Origin of the sequence: Pseudomonas sp. FP2309 (genome assembly GCF_030687575.1) — a bacterium.
GTDB lineage: Bacteria > Pseudomonadota > Gammaproteobacteria > Pseudomonadales > Pseudomonadaceae > Aquipseudomonas.
In genome coordinates this window covers 3,697,685-3,718,172 of the sequence record NZ_CP117439.1, presented here as the reverse complement: position 1 = coordinate 3,718,172, position 20,488 = coordinate 3,697,685, and the positions used below count along the sequence as shown (strand labels likewise).

Here is a 20,488-nt window from a genome sequence, read left to right as displayed (position 1 = left end):
GTCATATGCCATCTGAATGTTCACGCACGCCATCGCGGAATTTACTGATCCAGGCGTTGACGAAACCGAGGAACAGCAAAATCCAGAAATCGCCTCATTTTCAGGGGCATGTGCCCAGGTGACATGTGGATCAGGTTGATAGGCGCCGACGAAGGCTCATATTTATCCAGCACAATCTCCAGCAGTCCCTCGCTGACCGCTTCCGCGACTTGATAGTGCAATAACTGAACGACTCCAACGCCATCAATGGCGGCCTGCGCTGCGGCTTCAGCGGTCGTCACCGATAAGCGCGGGGTAATCCGCCTCGTCGATTCCGCCACGCCATGTTTTGAGTGTTGAAAAGGCATAGGGGCGTCAAGTCGCACGGTTGGCAAGTGCTGCAGATCTGCGGGACATTCAGGTCTTCCATACGCTTCCAGCAGCCTGGGACTCGCGCACATTACGGTTCTCATGGCCCCCACCTGAGTGGCGATCATGCCGCTGTCAGCGAGTGTTCCGATGCGTACTGCCATGTCCACGTGGTCGTCAACGAGGTGCGCGTTGCGATCTGAAAGCAAGAGCCGAATGTTGATTTCGGAAAACTCCGCTAAAAACGCGTTGACGATCGGCAGCACATGCAGCCGACCGAACATGATTGGCGCGGTCAGGACCAGCTCGCCTTTGGGGGCAATGAATTCTCCGGCAGCTTCGCGTTCGGCCACCTCCAACTGCTCCAGTATTCGGCGCGCCGCAGCCACATAAGCCACCCCTGCATCGGTCAACGAGAGCCTGCGCGTGGTTCGAATCAATAAGCGGCTGCCTATCAGCATCTCCAGGTCAGAAATTTTCCTGCTGATGGTGGGAAGAGGGATGTCGGCTAGCCGGCCGGCCGCCGTCAGGCTGCCAGCATCAATCGCAACCACGAGCAGCTTCATTGCCTCAAATCTGTCCATGGAATGTTCCGATATTTGGTAGATAGGTTACCGATATTCTCAGATTATGCGGGCTTATTGAAACAGGCAATATAGCCCTATCAAGTGGGTGCGCCTGACGCTCGACAAGCCATGAACTCACCGCCTGATAGACCACTTATCTTTTTCATTCAGTGTCCAAGGAGTTTGCATGAGCATTAAAAGTTTATTAGCGGCAACGGCCCTCAGTGCAGCGCTTGTCAGCGCAGGCGTCGAAGCGGCGGACATTAGCCATCAAAGGGCAAGCGACGTCCAACACCATTTTGTCGAGGTAAAAGGGGTCCGCATCTTCTATCGGGAAGCGGGCGACCCTTCGGCGCCAACCATCGTGTTGCTTCATGGGTTCCCTACCTCATCCTTCATGTATCGCGACTTGATGTCGAAGCTGGCGGACCGTTACCACGTGATTGCCCCTGACTTCCCGGGTTTTGGATTCTCGGACAGCCCTGATCGGGCGAAGTACTCATACACGTTCGACAACATTGCCAAAACCATGGACGGGTTTACTGAAGCGCTTGCGCTTAAGCGCTACGCGCTTCAAGTTTTCGACTATGGTGCGCCTGTAGGCTGGCGGATGGCCGTCGCACACCCCGATAGAATCACCGCAATCATCAGCCAAAACGGGAATGCTTACGTTGAAGGCCTCAGCGAGGGCTGGAACCCGATTCAACGTTACTGGACGGCGCCAACTGTCGAGAACCGCAACGCATTGCGCGAGCTGCTCAAACCAGAATCAATCAAGTGGCAATACACTCATGGCGTAGCGGACCCAGACAGTATCGCGCCGGAAACCTACACCTTGGATTACGCGTTCGTGTCGCGACCAGGTAACGATGAAATTCAGCTGGACCTGTTCGGGGACTATGCCACCAACGTGAAGCGCTACCCCGAGTTCCAGGCATATTTCCGCAAATACCAGCCGCCGATGTTGGCCGTCTGGGGAAAGAACGATCCGTTTTTTCTCCCGGCAGGCGCGAACGCATTCAAGCGTGATATTCCCAAAGCTGAAGTACATTTCTATGACACCGGGCACTTCGCACTGGAAACACACTTGAACGAGATCAGTGGCGAAATCCACCGTTTCCTCGACCGGAATGTCGTGCCGCAAAAATAAGTCCCGTCGCACGTCTGCAGCGGCGGGCCGTGGGCTCGCCGTCTGTGCGGCTTTTTAATCTCACAACCCGTAGCGTGGCGTGGACTGAAGCGGGACAACGTTTATACGCCCGGCTCAAACCCGCTTTTCGAGACGTCTTTTTCGTACTGCAATAATGCAAGCCCGACAATCGCGGCAATCAATCGCCTCACTCATTAAGACTTATCCGGCGGCGGGTGCGCCCGGATCATGTCGTCAGGCCAGGCACCGGACGTACCCGCACGGTGGCCGGAAAACACCCCCTGTTACCCAGAACCGTCTACCATGCCACCCCCGGCAGTGGTTCCACGCGCTACCGATCTCTCTTTTGCAAAGGTATCGCCCATGTCCATCGACCAAATCAGCCTGCCCAAGGGCGTCGGCCCTCATGCCGCCAAGCTGCTGGATGCCATCACCGGCGCGGCCACTCATGAAGAACTCAACCGCGCAGGCGGCAAGGCCGAGGGGTTTGTGTTGGGGTTGGAGTCCACCAAGGCCATCAAGAGCCAGATCGCTGAATCGTTGTACGTGGCTTATGATGACGCGGCGAGTCATCGGGCTGCGGAGTTGAAGGGCTGATACGCAGCCGGTGCGGGGCGTTTCGCTTGTTCCAGGACCTGGGGGTTAACGTGGAGGTTAAGAACCAGGCGCGGGTACACCTTTGGTACGCGCAGCGGTTTGGCCGGCCTTACCCTCAGTTGCATTCGGCGAGGCAGGGGGTGGACCGGTATTTGGTGGCGGGGACCTGCATCGGCTTGGAGATCGCCACCGGCGAGGTGTATGCGCCTTACGGGTTGACGGATGTGGAGCAGGGGGTGTTGCGTATCAACCCACGGCACCCGGAGCCGGTGTTGTTTGCGCAGAAGGCCGGCAGCTATCAGGCGCGCTGGCCTTGGTTGAGGATTGTGGCGCCGGGCTCAACCGACGGTCACGCTTAATAACCAGCCCAAGCCGCCGCTGGCGAGCACCACCAGCCACGGCGGCAACTTCCAGATCATCAGCGCCACCAGGGCGAGCAGTGCCAGGCCGATGTCATAGGTGCTGAATATCGCGCTGGTGATGACCGGTCGGTACAGCGCCGCCAGCAACAACCCCACCACGCCCGCATTCACCCCCGCCAGCGCGGCTTGGGTACGTGGGCTGCGGCGCAGGGCTTCCCAGAACGGCAAGGCGCCGAACACCAGCAGAAACGATGGCGCGAAGATCGCCAGCAGACAGATCAGACCGCCCAGCCAGCCATTCGGGGCCGCGTACATAGCGGCGCCGAGGAAGGCGGCGAAGGTGAACAACGGGCCGGGCACGGCTTGCGCGGCGCCGTAACCGGCGAGAAACAGGTCTTTGCTGATCCAGTGCGGCGCGACCACTTCAGCTTGCAGCAGCGGCAGCACCACGTGGCCGCCACCGAACACCAGCGCGCCGCTGCGGTAGAACGCATCCACCAGCGCCAGGCTTTGGTTGTGCAGCGTTTCGGCCAGCAGCGGCAACGCCACCAATAACAGCGCAAATAACCCTAACCACAGTGCGCCGGTGCGACGGCGGATCGGCATGGGCAGCGCTTCGTGCTCGGTGTTCGGCGTGGGCGTGAACAGCAGCAGACCGGCCACCCCCGCGGCGGCGATTACGCCCACTTGGCCCCAGGCGGAGGCGGTCAGCAGCGCCAACACGGCGGCGATCACCATCAGCGTCACCCGCACCACGCCCCGGCACAGGTTGCGCGCCATGCCCCACACTGCTTGGGCGACCACGGCCACGGCGACCACTTTAAGGCCATGCAACACGCCGCTCGGCAGAGCCTCGCTGTGCTGGGCGAGGCCCAGAGCCAGCACTATCAACAGCAGGGCGGACGGCAAGGTAAATCCGGCCCATGCCGCCAGCGCGCCGCCGTAGCCCGCCCGTTGCAGGCCCAGCGCGATACCCACCTGGCTGCTGGCCGGGCCGGGCAAGAACTGGCACAACGCGACCAAGTCTGCGTAGCTGCGTTCGCTCAACCAGCGGCGCCGGGTGACGAACTCGGCGCGAAAGTAGCCCAAGTGCGCTATAGGCCCACCGAAGGAGGTGAGGCCCAGGCGCAGGAAGATAAGGAAAACCGACAGGGGGCTGTCAGGGCGATGGGTCATGGGCACGGTCGGGATTCCCAGTGTGATCGTCTATATTTCGCAAACCATACTCAATTTTCATGACGCGCAGCGTGGCATTTTTGCGGCATGGATTGAATTTATGCACGGTGGTTTGTGTCACTCAAGCAACGCGCTGCTTTCTCTTCACACCCTTTCAAGGACCGACCATGACTTTTTTTATCTTCCTGCTGGCCTGCGCCGCCGCCGCCAGCACCGGGGTTATCTTCAAGCCCGGTGCCTGGTATGAATCCTTGGTCAAACCCAGCTTCACGCCGCCCAATTGGTTGTTCCCGGTCGCGTGGACGATCATCTACCTGCTGCTGGCCTGGGCCGGTTACCGCCTCAGCCTGATCCCCGGCAGCCAAATGGTGCTGGCGCTGTGGGCTGCGCAGATCGCCTTGAATACGCTGTGGACCCCGGTGTTCTTCGGCGCTCATCGGCTGCTAGCCGGGATGGTGATCATCGTATTGCTGTGGATCACCGTGGCGGCCATGGTGGTGTTGGCCGTGCGCCTGGACCTGATCACCGGCTTGATGTTGTTCCCTTACCTGGCCTGGCTGTGCGTCGCGGCGGCGCTGAATTTCTCGATTCTGCGCAATAACCGCTGATGGCTTATCAACCCTGGCCGGCCAGCGAGCCGGAACTGGCCCAGATGCGCCGCTTCAATCAAACGCTCGCCTGGCTGCCGCGCTTTAAAATTCGCAACCGGGTGACGCCGCGTCTGATCCAGGCGCTGCTGCGCGTCAGCCAGAAGGTCAAGCGTGCAGCTGCGGCGCAAAGCCGCGTCGTGAACGGTGTGCCGGTGCGCATTCTGCGGCCCGCTGGCAAGCCCAGGGGCGTGGTGCTGGATATCCATGGCGGCTGCTGGGTGATCGGCAATGCGCAGATGGATGACGACCTGAACCTGGGCATGGTCAACGCGTGCGACGTGGCGGTGGTGTCGGTGGATTATCGGCTGGCGGTGGACACGCCGATTGAAGGGCTGCTGGAAGATTGCCTGGCGGCGGCGCGCTGGCTGCTGGGTGCCGAGGAGTTTGCCGGCCTGCCGGTATTCTTCGTGGGGGAGTCGGCGGGTGGGCACCTGGCCGCGGCGACCTTGCTGACGCTCAAGCAATGGCCCGAGTTGCTCGCGCGCGTGGCCGGCGCGGTGTTGTACTACGGCGTTTACGATTTGACTGGCACGCCGAGTGTGCGCACCGCCGGGCCGGACACCTTGTTGCTGGACGGACCGGGGATGGTGGACGCGCTGCGCATGCTCACGCCAGGCTTGAGCGATGACGAGCGCAGGCAAGCGCCGTTATCGCCCTTGTTCGGCGACTTAGACGGCCTGCCGCCGGCGTTGATGTTTGTGGGTGAGTTGGACCCGCTTAAAGACGACACGCTGCTGATCGCCGCGCGCTGGCCCCAGGCAGAGGCGCATCTGCTGCCGGAGTCGGCGCACGGGTTTATTCATTTTCCGGTGGCGATGGCGGACGCCGTGTTGGCGTACAGCCGGCGGTGGATCACGATGTTCATCGGTGGTCATCGGGCATAGCGGTCTGCGCAGCGTTGCGTACAGGTCCCGCTCTGCGTTGAACGAGCTCTGCCGCCAAGGGCTGGAGTCGATGTCAGTCTTGGGCGCCTCGAGCGAAACGCGCAGGCTGTCGGCGAACGCCTGGCGGTCTGGCGAGTTTGTCCGCCAGAGACTGGAAGATGCATGTTGGGCCGCGTAACCTTTCGTCCTCCACTCCAGCAAAGGAATGCATGTGAAAAATCTTCAAGGCGCCTTCAGCCTCTGCGCCCTGGCTCTGCTGTGCGCTTGCAGCCCCGCCACCGAACAAACCCTGACCTTCGATGTGCCGTACGGCCATTACGAAACCGTGCTGCGCAAAAACGTCACGGGCAAAGGCCAGTTGACCTGCAAGGTCACCACCGACAACCAGAACCGAGGCGAGAAGTGGGTGCCCTCGGTGATCCTTGCCGCAGCCGAGGATCAGGCCGAGGACGATACGCTGTTCCTGTCCAGCTATTCGCCGCCCGGCACCGACCAGCGCGTGTTCAACCTGCGCACCTTCAACAAGGCCAAGCCAATCATCGACAGTCCATTCCACAAGGTGCCCGATCAAAACGGCGTGTACAGGCTGCGCCTGACCTGGCAGGCGGATGGCGCTATCGGTTACCAGGTCGCCAGCGGCGATACCTGGGATGAAAAGAAGATCGTCCAGGCGCCAGGCTTTACCGTACGCCATGTGAGCGTGCATGCATCGGGGATGAAGGGCAGTGCGGTGTGTGAGTTGCGGGAGTGATCATTCAACTTGTTGTCGCGGCTGATATCCCCGAGGTAATGACCTTCGTCCTGCACGCCCGCGCCGAGCTGTTCCCCGCGCTCAGCGCCACCGGCCTGCCTGCGGACCTGGCGCATTTCGACACCACGTACCTGCAGGGCAATGGGCGCTTTCTGATCGCTCGCAATGGCGATCAAATCGTCGCCGCGATCGGCTATTTACCTTACGACGGGCGTTTTCCGCAGTTGGATTACCAGCACCGCAAGACCGTGGAAGTGGTGCGCCTGTTCGTGCTTCCAGCCTTTCGCCGTTTCGGGCTGGCGGGTCGGTTGTACCGTGCGCTGGAGGAGATGGCCCGGGGGCAGGGGGTTGAGGTGATGTACCTGCATACCCATCCTTTTCTGCCTGGGGCGATTGATTTTTGGGCGCGTCAGGGCTTTGCCGTGGTGGATGTCGAGGCGGATCCGGTTTGGCGCACGACGCATATGCAGCGGTATCTATAGGTCTTTGGCATGCAGGGGGTTGTTGGGGTAAGCCTGCTCACACAAAGCGCCATCTGACCTGGCCCTAGGAGCGCATCCGCAATATCTGTGCCCCGTCAAACGGGTCCGTCAGGTAATGCCCCTGCACCCCGAAGGTGTCCTGCAAGCGCTGTGGCGTGAGCACGTCCAGTGGCGCGCCCAGCGCCACTAACCGCCCGTGATCAAGCACGGCCAAGCGATCACAGGTCAGCGCCTGGTTAAGGTCGTGCAGCGCAATCAGCGTCGTCACCGGTAACGCTTGCACGCCCTTCAAGATCGACAGTTGATGCTGGATATCCAGATGGTTGGTCGGCTCGTCCAGCAACAGAATTTGCGGTCGCTGCGCCAAGGCGCGGGCGATGTGCACGCGTTGACGTTCGCCGCCCGAGAGGCTGCGCCAGGCGCGGCTGCTCAGGTGTGTGGCGTCCACGTCGTGCAGGGCCTGGCGCACGATGCGTTCGTCGTCGCCGGACCACGGGCTTAGCGCCGACAGCCAGGGGGTACGGCCCAGCGCCACGGCGTCAAACACGCGGATGGCGTCGTCGGTGTCGGCCTGTTGCTCCACCACCGCCAGTTGCTGGGCAATGGTGCGGCGGGAGAGGTCGTCCAGGCGTTGGCCGCCCAAGCGCACCTCGCCGCTGCCTGGCTTGCGCAGGCCCGCCAGCAGTTTGAGCAGGGTGGACTTGCCGGAGCCGTTGGGGCCAACGATGCCGAGGGTTTCGCCTGACTGAACGTCCAACTGAATATCGCGCAGCAGCTCGGCCTCGCGCACCTTGAAGCCCAGGCCTGTGCAACTGAGCACGCTCATCGCGCGTTCCTCCGACCGACCAATATCAGCGCGAACACTGGCGCGCCGACCAGCGCCGTGACCACACCCACGGGGATCACCTGGCCCTTGATCAGCGTGCGCGACAGCACATCCGCCGCGATCAGAAACAGCGCGCCACCCAAGGCGCTGGCCGGCAGCAAGCGCGAATGCCCGGTGCCCAGCAGCAGGCGCACGGCGTGGGGGATCACCAGGCCGACAAAACCGATGGAGCCGACAATCGACACCATCACCGCGGTGACCAGCGCGGCGCAGCCCACCAGCACAAATTGCACGCGGCGCACCGGGATGCCCAGGGACGCCGCCGAGTCGCTGCCGAACGTGAACGCATCCAGCGCGCGCCGGTGCCACAGGCACACCGCCAACCCTGCGACCGCCACCGGCACCGCCAGCCACACCGACGGCCAGCGCACACCACTGAGGTTGCCCAGCAGCCAGAACATGATGCCGCGCGCTTGTTCGGAACTGGCGGATTTGGTGATGAGGAACGCGGTAAGTGCATTGAACAACTGCGAGCCGGCGATGCCCGCCAGGATGATCTGCCCGGTGCCGCTCACGGAACCGCTGGCCCGCGCCAGCAGAATCACCAGCGCAAACGCTGCCATGGCGCCAACAAAGGCGCCGGCCGACAGCGAGATCAGCCCGCCGCCTACGCCCATCAACGCCACCAGCACCGCGCCGGTCGAAGCGCCGGCGCTGATGCCCAGCAGGTACGGGTCGGCCAACGGGTTACGCAGCAACGACTGCAAAATCACCCCGCAGGTGGCCAACCCCGCCCCGCAGGCAGCGGCGACCAGCGCGCGGGTCAGGCGATAGTTCCACACCACGCCTTCGTCAATCGGGTCGAGTGCGTAGCCGGCGTTCCACAGTTTATTGGCGAGCACCTGGAGCACCACCTGCGGTTCGATGGCGGTTTCACCGATGGCCACGCCGGCGAGTACGGCGGCCAGCAGCAGGACCAGGGCTATTAGCGTGCGGGTCATTGGGGCAGGTCGTAGCCGTCGATGGCGCCCGCCAGTTGTTCAAGGCCGTCGAACGTGCGGATGCTGGCCTGCAGCGCCAGGGCGTCGAGGATGATGATGCGATTGTGTTTGACCGCGTCCATGTTGCGCGTGACCGGGTCGCTGCGCAGGAAGGCCAGTTTCTTTTCATGATCGTCGGCGGGGTAGCGGCGCCGGTCCATGCGGGCGATCACCAGGAAGGTCGGGTTGGCCCTGGCGATGGTTTCCCAGCCGACGGCGGGCCATTCTTCATCGGACTGCACCACGTTATGCAGGCCGAGGGTCTCGAGCATGAACTCGGGGACACCTTTGTGACCGGCCACGTACGGGTCGCTGGCCATCTCGGCGCTGGAGAACCATACCAATGCACTGGCGTGCTTGAGGCCTTTGCTCTGCACAGTGGCCACCGAGTGGGCCAGGCGCGCCTTAAGCCCGTCGTTCAACTGCTGGCCGCGATCCTGTACGTCGAAAATCTGCGCCAGTTGGCTGATGCTTTTGTAGAGCGTGTCGATGCGAAACGGCTCCAGTCGCGTGCCGTCGGCGCCCACCAGGTTGTCTTTGTTTTCGCAGTCGGAGGGCAGCAGGTAGGTGGGGATCTTCAGCTCGTGGAATTGCTCGCGCGTACCCACCACGCCTTGCGGGCCCACCACCCATTCCAGTTCGGCAGCCACCAATTGCGGGCGCTTGGCGATCACCGCTTCAAAGCTCGGCTCGTTGTTGGCCAGGCGCTCGATGCCATCGTTCTGCGCCTTGAACTGCGGCAGCACGCTGTTGAACCACAGAGAGGTGCCAACCACGGTATTACCCACGCCCAGGGCGTAGAGCATTTCGGTAGCGGCCTGGCCGATGGTCACGCTGCGCGCGGGGGCCTGCCCGAAGGTCAGGGTGCTGCCGCAGTTTTCTACCGTCAGCGGGTAAGCAGTGGGTGCCGCCTGGGCCAGGGCACAGAAAGCCAGGCCAGTGATCAGGGCAATAACGCGTGGCAGCATGGGGCGATCTCCGTTTGAACCGTACGTGGAACTGGGGAGGTACGATTCGGAAATACACCCTCGAGCGTCGTGATAAAGGCAGGCAAGGATGTGCTTCCCGGACACCCCGCCGGTGAGTGATGTTGCTGGGCCGGCAGGTCTCCTGACTGATGCGTCGTCGCCTCGCTCCAGCCTTCCCGGACGGCGTCCAGTGGCGTTGAGGAGCGGGCTCGGCACCTACAGTTGCGGGGGCAGTTTCGATTGGCGCCGCGTGCGGCGTTTCGAATTCCCTATTAGTCCCGTGGGGGAACCGGCGCGGTATGGTAGTCCATCTTGGGCGCTGGGTGGAGGTACAATTTGGGTCCGTCCATAACCAACCCAAGGAAGGCCATGTTAATACGTCTGAGAATAGTGCCACTGTTGTTTTGCATGAGCGCACACGCCGCTGACCCTGCGCTCGCCCGCTACACCGACGCGATCGGCGACAGGGCCCGCGCCATCGCCCAGTTGGATGACGCAACCATTCTTGCCGAGGAAGCCAAACTGGCGCCCGTCGCCAGTGACCTGTTGCGCAAGGTCGCGCCGCTGATCCGCAAGGGCGGCACCGGCACTGCGGTCCAGGAATTTTTACTCGACCAGTACGCACAGCACGGCTGGCTGCCGATGATGTTCGGTTATCGCGGCTACCCGGCAGCGGTGGCGGTGTCGGTGAATAACCAGGTGAGCGCCGCGCCGCCCACCGATGTGCCGTTCCCGGACGCGGCGCTGGTAAAAGTGGAGTTGATCGCGGCATCGGCGCAGGCCCATGTTGCCCAGGTCTGGACGTTCGCCACACCCAATGCCACCCCGGCGCAACGCCAATTGCTGATGACTGCGCGCCGTGCGCTGGCCAACGGAGTCGCCCACGTTCAGGGCGGCCAGCGGCTGGCCAATGTGGGGGCGGCGATACAACAGGAACTGGACGCGGGCCATGCCGTCGCGGTGCGTGAGTTTGCGGGCTATGCCATGGGGCAGGCGCGCATACAAAAGCCGCAAGTGCTCGGTTACAAGGTCGAGGGTGACAGCCCGTTGATGCAACCCGGGCAAGTGCTCAACGTGTATGTGATCGCCAAGGCGGGCACCGTTGGTGTGAGGTATCAGCCACCGGACTTTTGGAGCCTGCTCTCCACGGACGGTGCCGACGGCGTGATGTTGTCGGCGATGGTCGAGGTGACGGCAGATGGGCACCGGCTGCTTAGCCGGATGCTGGATTGATGCGCTGTACCGCCCTGCGAATGCTTGAGCGATGGGGTGACACGCAGTGATGGCTCAATGATATTATTTGCCGCGCCCTTTCGATTCGCCTTTGTTCATGGAGAACTTATGTCTTTTCGCAACGTCCTTGTCCTGACCCGGCTTTGCACCTTGTTACTGCTGGGTGGTTGCGCCCAGTCAGTGTCGTCACCCCCACCTGCTGCGCCAGTGCCGCTTGAACCGTTAGGACAGGTTTTGCCCTCGAACCCTTCAAGGCTGGGCTGGATCGACCAGATCATTGATCAAGACCCCGTCGTCACTTCTGCGCGCAAGCCCGTACTCCAACCGGCTCCGGATAACGACGCGCGCATTGCCAAATTGCGTAAACAAGACGGTGGCGTGCTGCCCGCGGGCTATTGGGCGCTCTACAAGCAGAACCTGGAAGCCATGCAGTACGACTTGAACCACCAGCATGACGCGGCCCGTGCCGAATACGTAAACACCTACCGCGATGAGTTGAGTCGTTTGAACGACGTGACACTGCAAACCATAGCCACCGCGCCCCAGGCACTGGATGCCCACACCCGCAGCCAGTTAAACGCACGCCTGACTGACCGCACCGCGGCCTATATCACAACCAGCAATCAGTCGTTCCGGGCGGCCACGGACGCCCACATTAACCGCATGGCCTTGATGGATCGCCAATACGATGTCTGCGCACGCCACCCGGATTGCTGGGATGCACCAGTCAAGCACTAGCCTCGATACGTCATACACAGGGAGTAAGTCATGAATGCTGATCAATGGATTGTTTTGTTCGAGCGGGCCTTTCGTGAAATGGGCGATAAACTCGAACAGGTGTTGCAACTGAACAGTTGCCGCGAGCACTGGATTCAGGCCGAAATCAGCTTGTATGCCTGGTTCAAGAATGAGATCAGCCTCTGGACCGATTTGCCGATTGGCGAGCGGCGCAAAGCCGACCTGTATGCCCTGGACGACAGTGGCTCAACGAGCATGGTTGCTGAAATCAAGTGTCTGGGCGACATATCCCAAGCCAAGTGCCTGGAGGGCAATTGGTCAGTGAGGGCTGATGTTGAGCGGTTGCGCTCATTCGAATGCCCGGTCCGGTTGTTTGTGCTGGTGATTGCCAAAGGTGAGCGCGAGACCAACACCGGACGACGCCTTCGCGGGGATGAGTGGGTAGATGGGCGTGACTGCGTCAACGTAGACCTGGGGTTTGCCTTGATCCGCCTGTGGGCGCTTTGACGCAGCTGCTTTCCTGTCGGGCATGCGACTGGCTTACTGCGCGAGCAACTGCTGGAAGCAAGTAAGGGCATGCTGCAAAAGCAGTGGGGGAAGTGACGGTCGATTGGTCGAAAAAGCACCGCAGGTCAAAGGTGGGAGCAAGCCCGCTCCCACAGTTGACGGGTGTTGCCTGTTTTATTTGCGGTCCAGCCACACGGTCTGCGCGTTGCAGAACTCGCGCACACCAAAGTGCGACAGCTCGCGGCCGAAGCCGCTCTTCTTCACGCCACCAAACGCCACCCGTGGGTCAGAGACGCTGAAGGCGTTGACGAAGATCCCGCCGGTTTCCAGTTGATCGGCGATATGCCGGGCTTTTGCCGCATCGGCGGTGAAGATGCTGGCGGTGAGGCCGAACTCGCTGTCGTTGGCCAGCGCCACCGCGTGGTCAGCGTCGCGGGCGGTGATGATCGAGGCCACCGGCCCGAACAGCTCCTGTTTGAACGAGGTCATCCGGTCGGTGACGTCTGCCAGTACGGTCGGTTCGTAATAGTTACCGGCCCCTGCGACTTTATTGCCGCCCAATAACAATGTGGCGCCTTCTTGCAGAGTGGCCTGGACCTGGCCGTGCAACTCGTCCCGCAGGTCGAAGCGGGCCATCGGGCCGACGTAGGTGTCGGCTGAGGTCGGGTCGCCCATCACCATGGCGCGGCTGGCCTCGACGAATTTGGCGGTGAAGGCTTCGACCACACCGGCCTCAATGATCAGGCGCTTGGCGGCGGCGCAAACTTGGCCGCTGTTTTGGAAGCGGCCAATCAGCGCGGCCTGTACGGCGGCGTCGAGGTCGGCATCGTTGAGCACGATGAACGGGTCGGAGCCGCCCAGTTCCAGCACGCATTTTTTCAGCGCCGCGCCCGCCTGGGAGCCGATGGCGATGCCGGCACGCACACTGCCGGTGAGGGTGACGGCGGCGATCCGTGGGTCGGCGATGGCGCTGGACACACCCTCGGTGGTCACGTTGATCACTTCAAACAGGCCTTCGATAAAACCGGCTTTCTGGAAGGCTTGCCTGATCAGGTACGCGCTGCCCATCACGTTCGGTGCGTGTTTGAGCACGTAGGTGTTGCCGGCCAGCAAGGTCGGCACTGCGCCGCGCAGGACTTGCCAGACCGGGAAGTTCCACGGCATTACGGCGAGGATCGGACCCAGTGGGCGGTATTCGATGTGCGCGGTGCCGTTGTCCACCAGGGTCGGTTCCGGGGCGAGCATGGCCGGGCCTTGGGCGGCGTACCACTCGCTCAGTTGCGCGCACTTTTCGATTTCGGCACGGGCCTGGGCAATGGGCTTGCCCATTTCCAGGGTGATCATCTGTGCCATCTCCTCCGCTTGTTCGCGCAGGGCAGCGGCCAGGGCCAGTAACCGCTCGGCGCGTCCGCTGACCGGCTGGCGGCGCCAGGTGCGGAAGGCTGCGGTGGCACGCTCGAGCGCGGCGTTGAGCTGCGACGCGGTTTCATACGGATAGCTGCCGACCGTTTCGCCGTTGGCGGGGTTGATCGACAGGGCGTGGGTCTGAGGGGAAATAGCGTTCATGGCACCGTCCTGCGTGTGCGTTGGGATGGTGGTCAGCGTAAGGCGCTGGCTCTTTTCTGGAAACTGAATAATATTAAGCAATACATTCACGATTGGAGAATGACTTGGATCTGGTGCAGCTGGAAATCTTCAAGGCCGTTGCCGAGCAAGGCAGTATCAGCGCCGCCGCGCAGTTGATTCATCGTGTGCCGTCGAACCTGACCACACGCATCAAGCAACTGGAGCAGGACCTGGGCGTGGCGTTGTTTATCCGCGAGAAGAGTCGTCTGCGCCTGTCGCCGGCCGGGTGGAATTTCCTCGGCTATGCGCGGCGTATCCTCGACCTGGTGCAAGAGGCCCGCGCCACGGTGGCGGGGGAGGAGCCCCAAGGCGCGTTTGCGCTGGGGTCACTTGAGAGCACGGCGGCGGTGCGCATTCCGGCGTTGTTGGCGGCGTATAACCAGAAGCACACCAAGGTCGAGCTGGACCTGAGCACGGGGCCTTCGGGCACGATGATCGAAGGCGTGTTGTCGGGGCGGTTGACGGCGGCGTTTGTCGACGGCCCGGTGTTGCACTCGACGCTGGAGGGCGTGGCGGTGTTCGAGGAAGAGATGGTGGTGATTGCGCCGCTGCATCATGCGCCGATCACGCGGGGCAGGGAGGTCAACGGCGAGAACATTTACACGTTCCGTTCCAACTGCTCTTACCGGCACCACTTCGAGCGCTGGTTTGCGCAGGACGGCGCGGTGCCGGGCAAGATCTTCGAGATCGAGTCGTACCACGGCATGCTCGCGTGCGTCAGCGCCGGTGCCGGCCTGGCACTGATGCCGCGCAGTATGTTGGAAAGCATGCCGGGGTCGGCTGCGGTGAGTGTATGGCCGTTGGCCGACAGCTTTCGCCTGTTGAATACCTGGTTGATCTGGCGGCGCGGCACGGTGTCGCAGAGTTTGAACAGCTTTGTGAAGTTATTGGAGGCGCGCGGGCTGGTAGCGGCGTGAATCGAAGGCGGGAGTAGGCAAGCCATCTCCCACTTTTTTTGTTTATCAGCCGCCGAACTGGAAGGTGCCCATGGCCAGCTTCGCCATGATTGCCGTCGCGCCCAGTTGCACCAGCCATAAGGCCAATCCGCCGAGAAAGACCCCCAGGGCCACTTGCAGCACCAGGCTTTTCTGGCGTTTGGCTTGCGGGGCGCGTGGGGTGTAGTCGTGCAGTTCGTCGCGGTCGGCGCGCAGGTCCAGGTCGTCGTTTCTCATAGGGCTCTCACAGCAAAGGGGCGATCAGGGTCAGTCTAGGGGAGCAGGGTGTTTTCCGACAGGCATTAAAAAGGGAAGCCGCGGCTTCCCTTCGTATAGCGCCGTCAGGGTTATAGAACCTGAACGATTGCCTTTGTTACCGCGTCAATGTTCGACTGGTTCAGCGCCGCCACACAGATACGCCCGGTATCCAGCGCGTAGATGCCGAACTCGGTGCGCAAGCGGGTGACTTGCTCAACGGTCAGGCCGGAGTAGGAGAACATCCCACGCTGGCGGCCGACGAAGCTGAAGTCGTGGCCTGGAGCGGCCTTGGCCAGTGCGGCGACCATCTGCTCGCGCATGCCACGGATGCGCAGGCGCATCTCGGCCAGTTCGGCTTCCCACTGGGCGCGCAGCTCGGGGTTGTTGAGCACCGCGGCCACAATCGCTGCGCCATGGGTCGGCGGGTTGGAATAGTTGGTGCGGATCACACGCTTGACCTGGGACAGGATGCGCGCGCTTTCTTCCTTGGAGTCGCCCACGATCGACAGCGCGCCCACGCGCTCGCCGTACAGCGAGAACGATTTGGAGAACGAACTGGAAACGAAGAAGGTCAGACCGGACTCAGCGAACAGACGCACAGCCGCAGCGTCTTCGTGGATGCCGTCGCCGAAGCCCTGGTAAGCCATGTCGAGGAACGGCACCAGATTGTTGGCCTTGACCACGTCCAGCACGTTTTGCCAGTCGGCCGGGCTCAGGTCGACGCCGGTCGGGTTGTGGCAGCAGGCGTGCAGGACCACGATGGACTGGGGTGGCAGGGCTTTGAGGTCTTCGAGCAGGCCGGCACGGTTCACGTCGTGGGTGGCCGCGTCGTAGTAGCGGTAGTTCTGCACCGGGAAACCGGCGGTTTCGAACAGCGCGCGGTGGTTTTCCCAGCTTGGGTCGCTGATGGCGACGACGGCGTTCGGCAGCAGTTGCTTGAGGAAGTCAGCGCCGAGCTTCAGGGCGCCAGTGCCGCCGACGGCTTGTACGGTGACGACGCGGCCGGCATTGAGCAGCGGCGATTCGGTACCGAACAGCAGGGTTTGCACGGCCTTGTCGTAGGCGGCGATGCCATCGATCGGCAAGTAGCCACGGGCGGCGTGTTGGGCCACACGAATGGCTTCCGCTTCGGCAACGGCACGCAAGAGTGGAATCTTCCCCTCCTCGTCGCAATAAACGCCGACGCCAAGGTTGACCTTGGTGGTTCGTGTGTCGGCGTTGAATGCTTCGTTGAGGCCCAGGATAGGATCGCGTGGTGCCATTTCGACAGCGGAGAACAGGCTCATTTTTGCGGCAGCTCTATGGGGGAGGGGAGGGACGTGTCGCGCTCCAGCCGAATGCACTAGAGCGGTGCACAAACGGGGAGCTAGTATAGAGGCCATCACCGCTGAGGGCGACAGGCTAAACGGCTTTTCGGCCAAGTTTTTCGGTTTATTTGCCGACCGTTAGTCTTATTGCAACCTGGCTACGGGACGGCTGGTAGGACGATTGCCTTGAAACCCGTCACATCCGTCACCACTTCTAAAGCTATCATGGTTTTTTCCTGCAACCTGCGATGACTATTCGTGGGTTGCTGAGCTATTTCGTCCCTGGCGGTTTCGAGTCCGGGGTGACTTCACGAGGTACGTTATGTCGGATTTCCAACTCGTCACCCGTTTTGAACCCGCCGGCGATCAACCGGAAGCCATTCGCCAGATGGTCGAAGGCATCGAAGCCGGGCTGGCGCACCAGACGCTGCTTGGGGTGACCGGTTCAGGCAAGACCTTCAGCATCGCCAACGTGATCGCGCAGATTAACCGCCCGACCCTGGTGCTGGCACCGAACAAGACCCTCGCCGCGCAGTTGTACGGCGAGTTCAAGGCGTTCTTCCCCAACAACGCGGTGGAGTACTTCGTCTCCTACTACGACTACTACCAGCCCGAAGCCTATGTGCCGTCCTCCGATACCTTTATCGAGAAGGACGCCTCGATCAACGACCATATCGAGCAGATGCGGCTGTCGGCGACCAAGGCGTTGCTCGAGCGCAAAGACGCGATCATCGTCACCACGGTGTCGTGCATCTACGGCCTGGGCAGCCCGGAAACCTATTTGAAGATGGTGCTGCACGTCGACCGTGGCGACAAACTCGACCAGCGCGAACTGCTGCGCCGTCTGACCAGCCTGCAATACACCCGCAACGACATGGACTTTGCCCGCGCCACCTTCCGTGTGCGCGGCGATGTGATCGACATTTACCCGGCCGAATCCGACCTGGAAGCGATCCGCATCGAGCTGTTTGACGATGAAGTCGAGAGCCTGTCGGCCTTCGACCCGTTGACTGGCGAGGTGATCCGCAAACTGCCGCGCTTCACCTTTTACCCCAAGAGTCACTACGTGACCCCCCGTGAAACCCTGATGGGCGCGATCGAGGGCATCAAGGTCGAGTTGGCCGAGCGCCTGGAATACCTGCGCGCCAACAACAAATTGGTGGAGGCCCAGCGCCTGGAGCAGCGTACCCGCTTTGACCTGGAGATGATCCTCGAACTGGGCTACTGCAACGGCATCGAAAACTACTCGCGCTACCTCTCGGGTCGCGATTCGGGCGCGCCGCCGCCGACGCTTTACGACTACCTGCCGGACGACGCGCTGCTGGTGATCGACGAATCCCACGTGAGCGTGCCGCAAGTGGGTGCGATGTATAAGGGTGACCGCTCGCGCAAGGAAACCCTGGTGGAATACGGCTTCCGTCTGCCCTCGGCGCTGGATAACCGGCCGATGCGTTTCGATGAATGGGAAGCCATCAGCCCGCAGACCATCTTCGTTTCGGCCACACCGGGCAACTATGAGGCCGAACACGCCGGCCGGGTGATCGAGCAACTGGTGCGCCCGACCGGCTTGGTGGACCCTGAGATAGAGATCCGTCCGGCGCTGACCCAGGTCGACGACCTGCTGTCGGAGATCAATAAGCGCGTGGCCCTGGAAGAGCGGGTGCTGGTCACCACGCTGACCAAGCGCATGTCCGAAGACCTGACCGACTACCTCGCCGACCATGGCGTGCGCGTGCGCTACCTGCACTCGGATATCGACACCGTCGAGCGCGTGGAGATCATCCGCGACCTGCGCCTGGGCACCTTTGATGTGCTGGTGGGGATCAACCTGCTGCGTGAGGGTCTCGACATGCCGGAAGTCTCGCTGGTGGCGATCCTCGATGCCGACAAGGAGGGCTTCCTGCGCTCCGAGCGTTCGCTGATCCAGACCATCGGCCGTGCCGCGCGCAACCTCAACGGGCGGGCGATTCTGTACGCCGACCGCATCACCGGCTCCATGGAGCGGGCGATTGGCGAGACCCAGCGTCGGCGCGACAAGCAGATCGCATTCAACCTGGAAAACGGCATCACTCCCAAAGGGGTATTCAAGGACGTTGCCGACATTATGGAAGGCGCCACCGTACCTGGCTCGCGCAGCAAGAAGCGCAAGGGCATGGCCAAGGCCGCCGAGGAAAGCGCCAAGTACGAGAACGAACTGCGCTCGCCGAGTGAGATCACCAAGCGTATCCGTCAGTTGGAAGAGAAGATGTACCAGCTGGCGCGAGACCTGGAGTTCGAGGCGGCGGCGCAGACGCGCGATGAGATTGGTAAGTTGCGTGAGCGCTTGTTAACCGTTTGAGTGACGGTGAGGGTGCTCGCCTCTTCGCGAGCACCTCGGTCTGCCAGAAGCCCCCACGCTGGTGTTAACATTCGCCCCTTGTTTCAATTTTCAGTTCTATCGCCCATTCGAGACCTGCCATGACCACCGTCCGCACGCGCATTGCGCCATCGCCTACTGGGGATCCCCACGTCGGCACTGCCTACATCGCCTTGTTCAACTACTGCTTTGCCAAGCAGCACGGCGGTGAATTCATCCTGCGGATCGAAGACACCGACCAACTGCGTTCCACTCGTGAGTCGGAGCAGCAGATTTTCGATGCCTTGCGCTGGTTGGGCATCACCTGGGCCGAAGGCCCGGACGTCGGCGGCCCGCATGGCCCGTATCGTCAGAGCGAGCGCAGCGACATCTACAAGCAATACACCCAGCAACTGGTCGACATGGGCCATGCGTTCCCGTGCTTCTGCACTGCCGAAGAATTGGACCAGATGCGCGCCGAGCAACAGGCCCGTGGCGAAACCCCGCGCTACGATGGCCGCGCGCTGCTGTTGTCCAAGGAAGAAGTGGCCCAGCGCCTGGCCGCCGGCGAGCCCCACGTGATCCGCATGAAGGTGCCGAGCGAAGGCGTGTGTGTGGTGCCGGACATGCTGCGCGGTGACGTCGAGATCCCGTGGGACCGCATGGACATGCAAGTGCTGATGAAGACCGACGGCTTGCCGACGTACTTCCTGGCCAACGTGGTCGACGACCACCTGATGGGCATCACCCATGTGCTGCGGGGTGAAGAATGGCTGCCGTCGGCGCCGAAATTGATCCTGCTCTACGAATATTTCGGCTGGGAACAGCCGCAGTTGTGCTACATGCCGCTGCTGCGTAACCCGGACAAGAGCAAGCTGTCCAAGCGCAAGAACCCGACCTCGGTGACGTTCTATGAGCGCATGGGTTTTATGCCTGAGGCGATGCTCAACTACCTGGGCCGCATGGGCTGGTCGATGCCGGACGAGCGCGAGAAGTTTTCGCTGCAGGAAATGGTCGACAATTTCGACCTGTCCCGCGTGTCCCTTGGCGGGCCGATCTTCGATATCGAGAAGCTGTCGTGGCTCAACGGCCAGTGGCTGCGTGACCTGCCTGTGGAGGAGTTTGCCAGCCGTGTGCAGCAGTGGGCGTTGAACCCTGAGTACATGATGAAGATCGCGCCGCTGGTGCAGGGCAGGGTGGAGACGTTCAGTCAGGTCGCACCCTTGGCAAGTTTCTTCTTTGCTGGCGGCGTGAACCCGGATCCCAAGCTGTTCGAGTCCAAGAAGCTCTCGGGTGATCAGGTTCGCCAACTGATGCAGTTGATCCTGTGGAAGCTCGAGAGTCTGCGTCAGTGGGAGAAGGATGCGATCACCGCGACGATCCAGTCGGTGGTTGAATCCCTGGAACTGAAGTTGCGCGACGCCATGCCGCTGATGTTTGCCGCGATCACCGGGCAGGCCAGTTCGGTGTCGGTGCTTGATGCAATGGAAATTCTCGGTCCGGACCTTACCCGGTTCCGCCTGCGCCAAGCCCTTGATTTGCTTGGTGGTGTATCGAAGAAAGAAAACAAAGAGTGGGAAAAGCTGCTGGGCGCTATCGCTTAAGCACGCTGTTGCAGCGACGAAACCCCGGTTTTCCGGGGTTTCGTCGGTAAGTGATTGTTATCCCGGCAAAAAAATTTGGAAAATGTTGAAAATAAATTTGACACACTTCCAAGCCGCCATTAAGATTCGCCCCGTCCTCACCGAT

General features: G+C 61.8%; 20 protein-coding genes, 2 pseudogenes and 1 riboswitch. Of the genes and pseudogenes, 14 read left to right on the top strand and 8 right to left on the bottom strand.

Annotated elements, in window-relative coordinates:
• Positions 1–41: 41 nt before the first annotated feature.
• The gene (locus PSH59_RS17045) at positions 42–932 is read right to left on the bottom strand and encodes a LysR family transcriptional regulator (protein WP_305393269.1); all 891 of its coding nucleotides are present in this window, start codon (positions 930–932) and stop codon (positions 42–44) included.
• 169 nt (positions 933–1,101) lie between these two features.
• Here PSH59_RS17045 and PSH59_RS17040 point away from each other — a divergent pair, with 169 nt between their 5' ends.
• The 4 genes and pseudogenes from PSH59_RS17040 to PSH59_RS17025 form a co-directional block, all read left to right on the top strand.
• Positions 1,102–2,064, top strand: coding sequence for an alpha/beta fold hydrolase (locus PSH59_RS17040; protein ID WP_305393268.1), 963 nt, complete (start codon positions 1,102–1,104; stop codon positions 2,062–2,064).
• A 44-nt stretch (positions 2,065–2,108) separates the two neighbouring features.
• Positions 2,109–2,201: pseudogene (locus tag PSH59_RS17035) on the top strand (LysR family transcriptional regulator); the annotation flags it as partial.
• Positions 2,202–2,427: 226 nt separating this feature from the next.
• Positions 2,428–2,661: a hypothetical protein gene (locus tag PSH59_RS17030; RefSeq protein WP_248082340.1), complete on the top strand. Its 234-nt coding sequence runs from the start codon at positions 2,428–2,430 to the stop codon at positions 2,659–2,661.
• A 26-nt stretch (positions 2,662–2,687) separates the two neighbouring features.
• Positions 2,688–3,020, top strand: a pseudogene (locus PSH59_RS17025) (nucleotidyltransferase family protein); the annotation flags it as partial.
• Here PSH59_RS17025 and chrA read toward each other — a convergent pair.
• Positions 3,000–4,199, bottom strand: coding sequence for a chromate efflux transporter (gene chrA / locus PSH59_RS17020; RefSeq protein ID WP_305393267.1), 1,200 nt, complete (start codon positions 4,197–4,199; stop codon positions 3,000–3,002). The pseudogene PSH59_RS17025 and the gene chrA overlap by 21 nt on opposite strands.
• A gap of 167 nt (positions 4,200–4,366) precedes the next feature.
• Here chrA and PSH59_RS17015 point away from each other — a divergent pair, with 167 nt between their 5' ends.
• From PSH59_RS17015 to PSH59_RS17000, 4 genes are all read left to right on the top strand, one after another.
• A complete protein-coding gene (locus tag PSH59_RS17015; RefSeq protein WP_305393266.1) occupies positions 4,367–4,807 on the top strand; it encodes a TspO/MBR family protein in 441 nt (146 codons plus the stop codon).
• Positions 4,807–5,733 carry an alpha/beta hydrolase gene (locus PSH59_RS17010; protein WP_305393265.1) on the top strand — a complete coding sequence of 309 codons (927 nt, stop codon included), beginning with the start codon at positions 4,807–4,809 and terminating at the stop codon, positions 5,731–5,733. Before PSH59_RS17015 ends, PSH59_RS17010 begins: the two co-directional genes overlap by 1 nt.
• A 211-nt stretch (positions 5,734–5,944) precedes the next feature.
• On the top strand, positions 5,945–6,484 hold the full coding sequence (locus PSH59_RS17005; protein ID WP_248082332.1) for a hypothetical protein: 540 nt from the start codon (positions 5,945–5,947) through the stop codon (positions 6,482–6,484).
• A 38-nt stretch (positions 6,485–6,522) separates the two neighbouring features.
• The gene (locus PSH59_RS17000; protein WP_282446001.1) at positions 6,523–6,966 is read left to right on the top strand and encodes a GNAT family N-acetyltransferase; all 444 of its coding nucleotides are present in this window, start codon (positions 6,523–6,525) and stop codon (positions 6,964–6,966) included.
• Positions 6,967–7,030: 64 nt separating this feature from the next.
• Here PSH59_RS17000 and PSH59_RS16995 read toward each other — a convergent pair whose 3' ends face one another.
• From PSH59_RS16995 to PSH59_RS16985, 3 genes are read right to left on the bottom strand one after another with little or no spacing between them, the layout of a single operon-like run.
• Complete coding sequence (locus PSH59_RS16995) at positions 7,031–7,792, bottom strand: ABC transporter ATP-binding protein (RefSeq protein ID WP_305393264.1); 762 nt, start codon at positions 7,790–7,792, stop codon at positions 7,031–7,033.
• Positions 7,789–8,793, bottom strand: coding sequence for an iron ABC transporter permease (locus PSH59_RS16990; protein WP_248082327.1), 1,005 nt, complete (start codon positions 8,791–8,793; stop codon positions 7,789–7,791). Before PSH59_RS16990 ends, PSH59_RS16995 begins: the two co-directional genes overlap by 4 nt.
• Positions 8,790–9,800, bottom strand: coding sequence for an ABC transporter substrate-binding protein (locus PSH59_RS16985; RefSeq protein ID WP_248082325.1), 1,011 nt, complete (start codon positions 9,798–9,800; stop codon positions 8,790–8,792). Before PSH59_RS16985 ends, PSH59_RS16990 begins: the two co-directional genes overlap by 4 nt.
• 114 nt (positions 9,801–9,914) lie before the next feature.
• Positions 9,915–10,109, bottom strand: a riboswitch (cobalamin riboswitch).
• A gap of 99 nt (positions 10,110–10,208) precedes the next feature.
• Here PSH59_RS16985 and PSH59_RS16980 point away from each other — a divergent pair.
• The 3 genes from PSH59_RS16980 to PSH59_RS16970 all read left to right on the top strand — a co-directional run bounded on the left by PSH59_RS16980 (position 10,209) and on the right by PSH59_RS16970 (position 12,278).
• Positions 10,209–11,033, top strand: a complete 825-nt coding sequence (locus tag PSH59_RS16980) for a M24 family metallopeptidase (RefSeq protein ID WP_305393263.1) — start codon at positions 10,209–10,211, stop codon at positions 11,031–11,033.
• A 234-nt stretch (positions 11,034–11,267) separates the two neighbouring features.
• On the top strand, positions 11,268–11,771 hold the full coding sequence (locus PSH59_RS16975) for a hypothetical protein (RefSeq protein ID WP_305393262.1): 504 nt from the start codon (positions 11,268–11,270) through the stop codon (positions 11,769–11,771).
• 30 nt (positions 11,772–11,801) lie between these two features.
• The gene (locus PSH59_RS16970) at positions 11,802–12,278 is read left to right on the top strand and encodes a hypothetical protein (protein WP_017527818.1); all 477 of its coding nucleotides are present in this window, start codon (positions 11,802–11,804) and stop codon (positions 12,276–12,278) included.
• 174 nt (positions 12,279–12,452) lie between these two features.
• Here PSH59_RS16970 and PSH59_RS16965 read toward each other — a convergent pair whose 3' ends face one another.
• Entirely contained in the window at positions 12,453–13,844 is a 1,392-nt protein-coding gene (locus PSH59_RS16965) for an aldehyde dehydrogenase family protein (protein ID WP_305393261.1), read from the bottom strand.
• A 104-nt stretch (positions 13,845–13,948) separates the two neighbouring features.
• On the opposite strand from PSH59_RS16965, the gene PSH59_RS16960 reads away from it, so the two are divergent.
• Positions 13,949–14,821: a LysR family transcriptional regulator gene (locus PSH59_RS16960; protein WP_305393260.1), complete on the top strand. Its 873-nt coding sequence runs from the start codon at positions 13,949–13,951 to the stop codon at positions 14,819–14,821.
• A gap of 45 nt (positions 14,822–14,866) precedes the next feature.
• On the opposite strand, the gene PSH59_RS16955 is transcribed toward PSH59_RS16960, so the two are convergent.
• Both PSH59_RS16955 and PSH59_RS16950 read right to left on the bottom strand, forming a co-directional pair.
• The gene (locus PSH59_RS16955) at positions 14,867–15,076 is read right to left on the bottom strand and encodes a hypothetical protein (protein WP_016970937.1); all 210 of its coding nucleotides are present in this window, start codon (positions 15,074–15,076) and stop codon (positions 14,867–14,869) included.
• 110 nt (positions 15,077–15,186) lie between these two features.
• The gene (locus PSH59_RS16950) at positions 15,187–16,383 is read right to left on the bottom strand and encodes an amino acid aminotransferase (protein WP_305393259.1); all 1,197 of its coding nucleotides are present in this window, start codon (positions 16,381–16,383) and stop codon (positions 15,187–15,189) included.
• A gap of 343 nt (positions 16,384–16,726) precedes the next feature.
• On the opposite strand from PSH59_RS16950, the gene uvrB reads away from it, so the two are divergent.
• Both uvrB and gltX read left to right on the top strand, forming a co-directional pair.
• Entirely contained in the window at positions 16,727–18,742 is a 2,016-nt protein-coding gene (uvrB, locus tag PSH59_RS16945) for an excinuclease ABC subunit UvrB (RefSeq protein ID WP_248082314.1), read from the top strand.
• Positions 18,743–18,861: 119 nt separating this feature from the next.
• Positions 18,862–20,343, top strand: coding sequence for a glutamate--tRNA ligase (gltX, locus tag PSH59_RS16940; RefSeq protein WP_248082312.1), 1,482 nt, complete (start codon positions 18,862–18,864; stop codon positions 20,341–20,343).
• Positions 20,344–20,488: the final 145 nt, after the last annotated feature.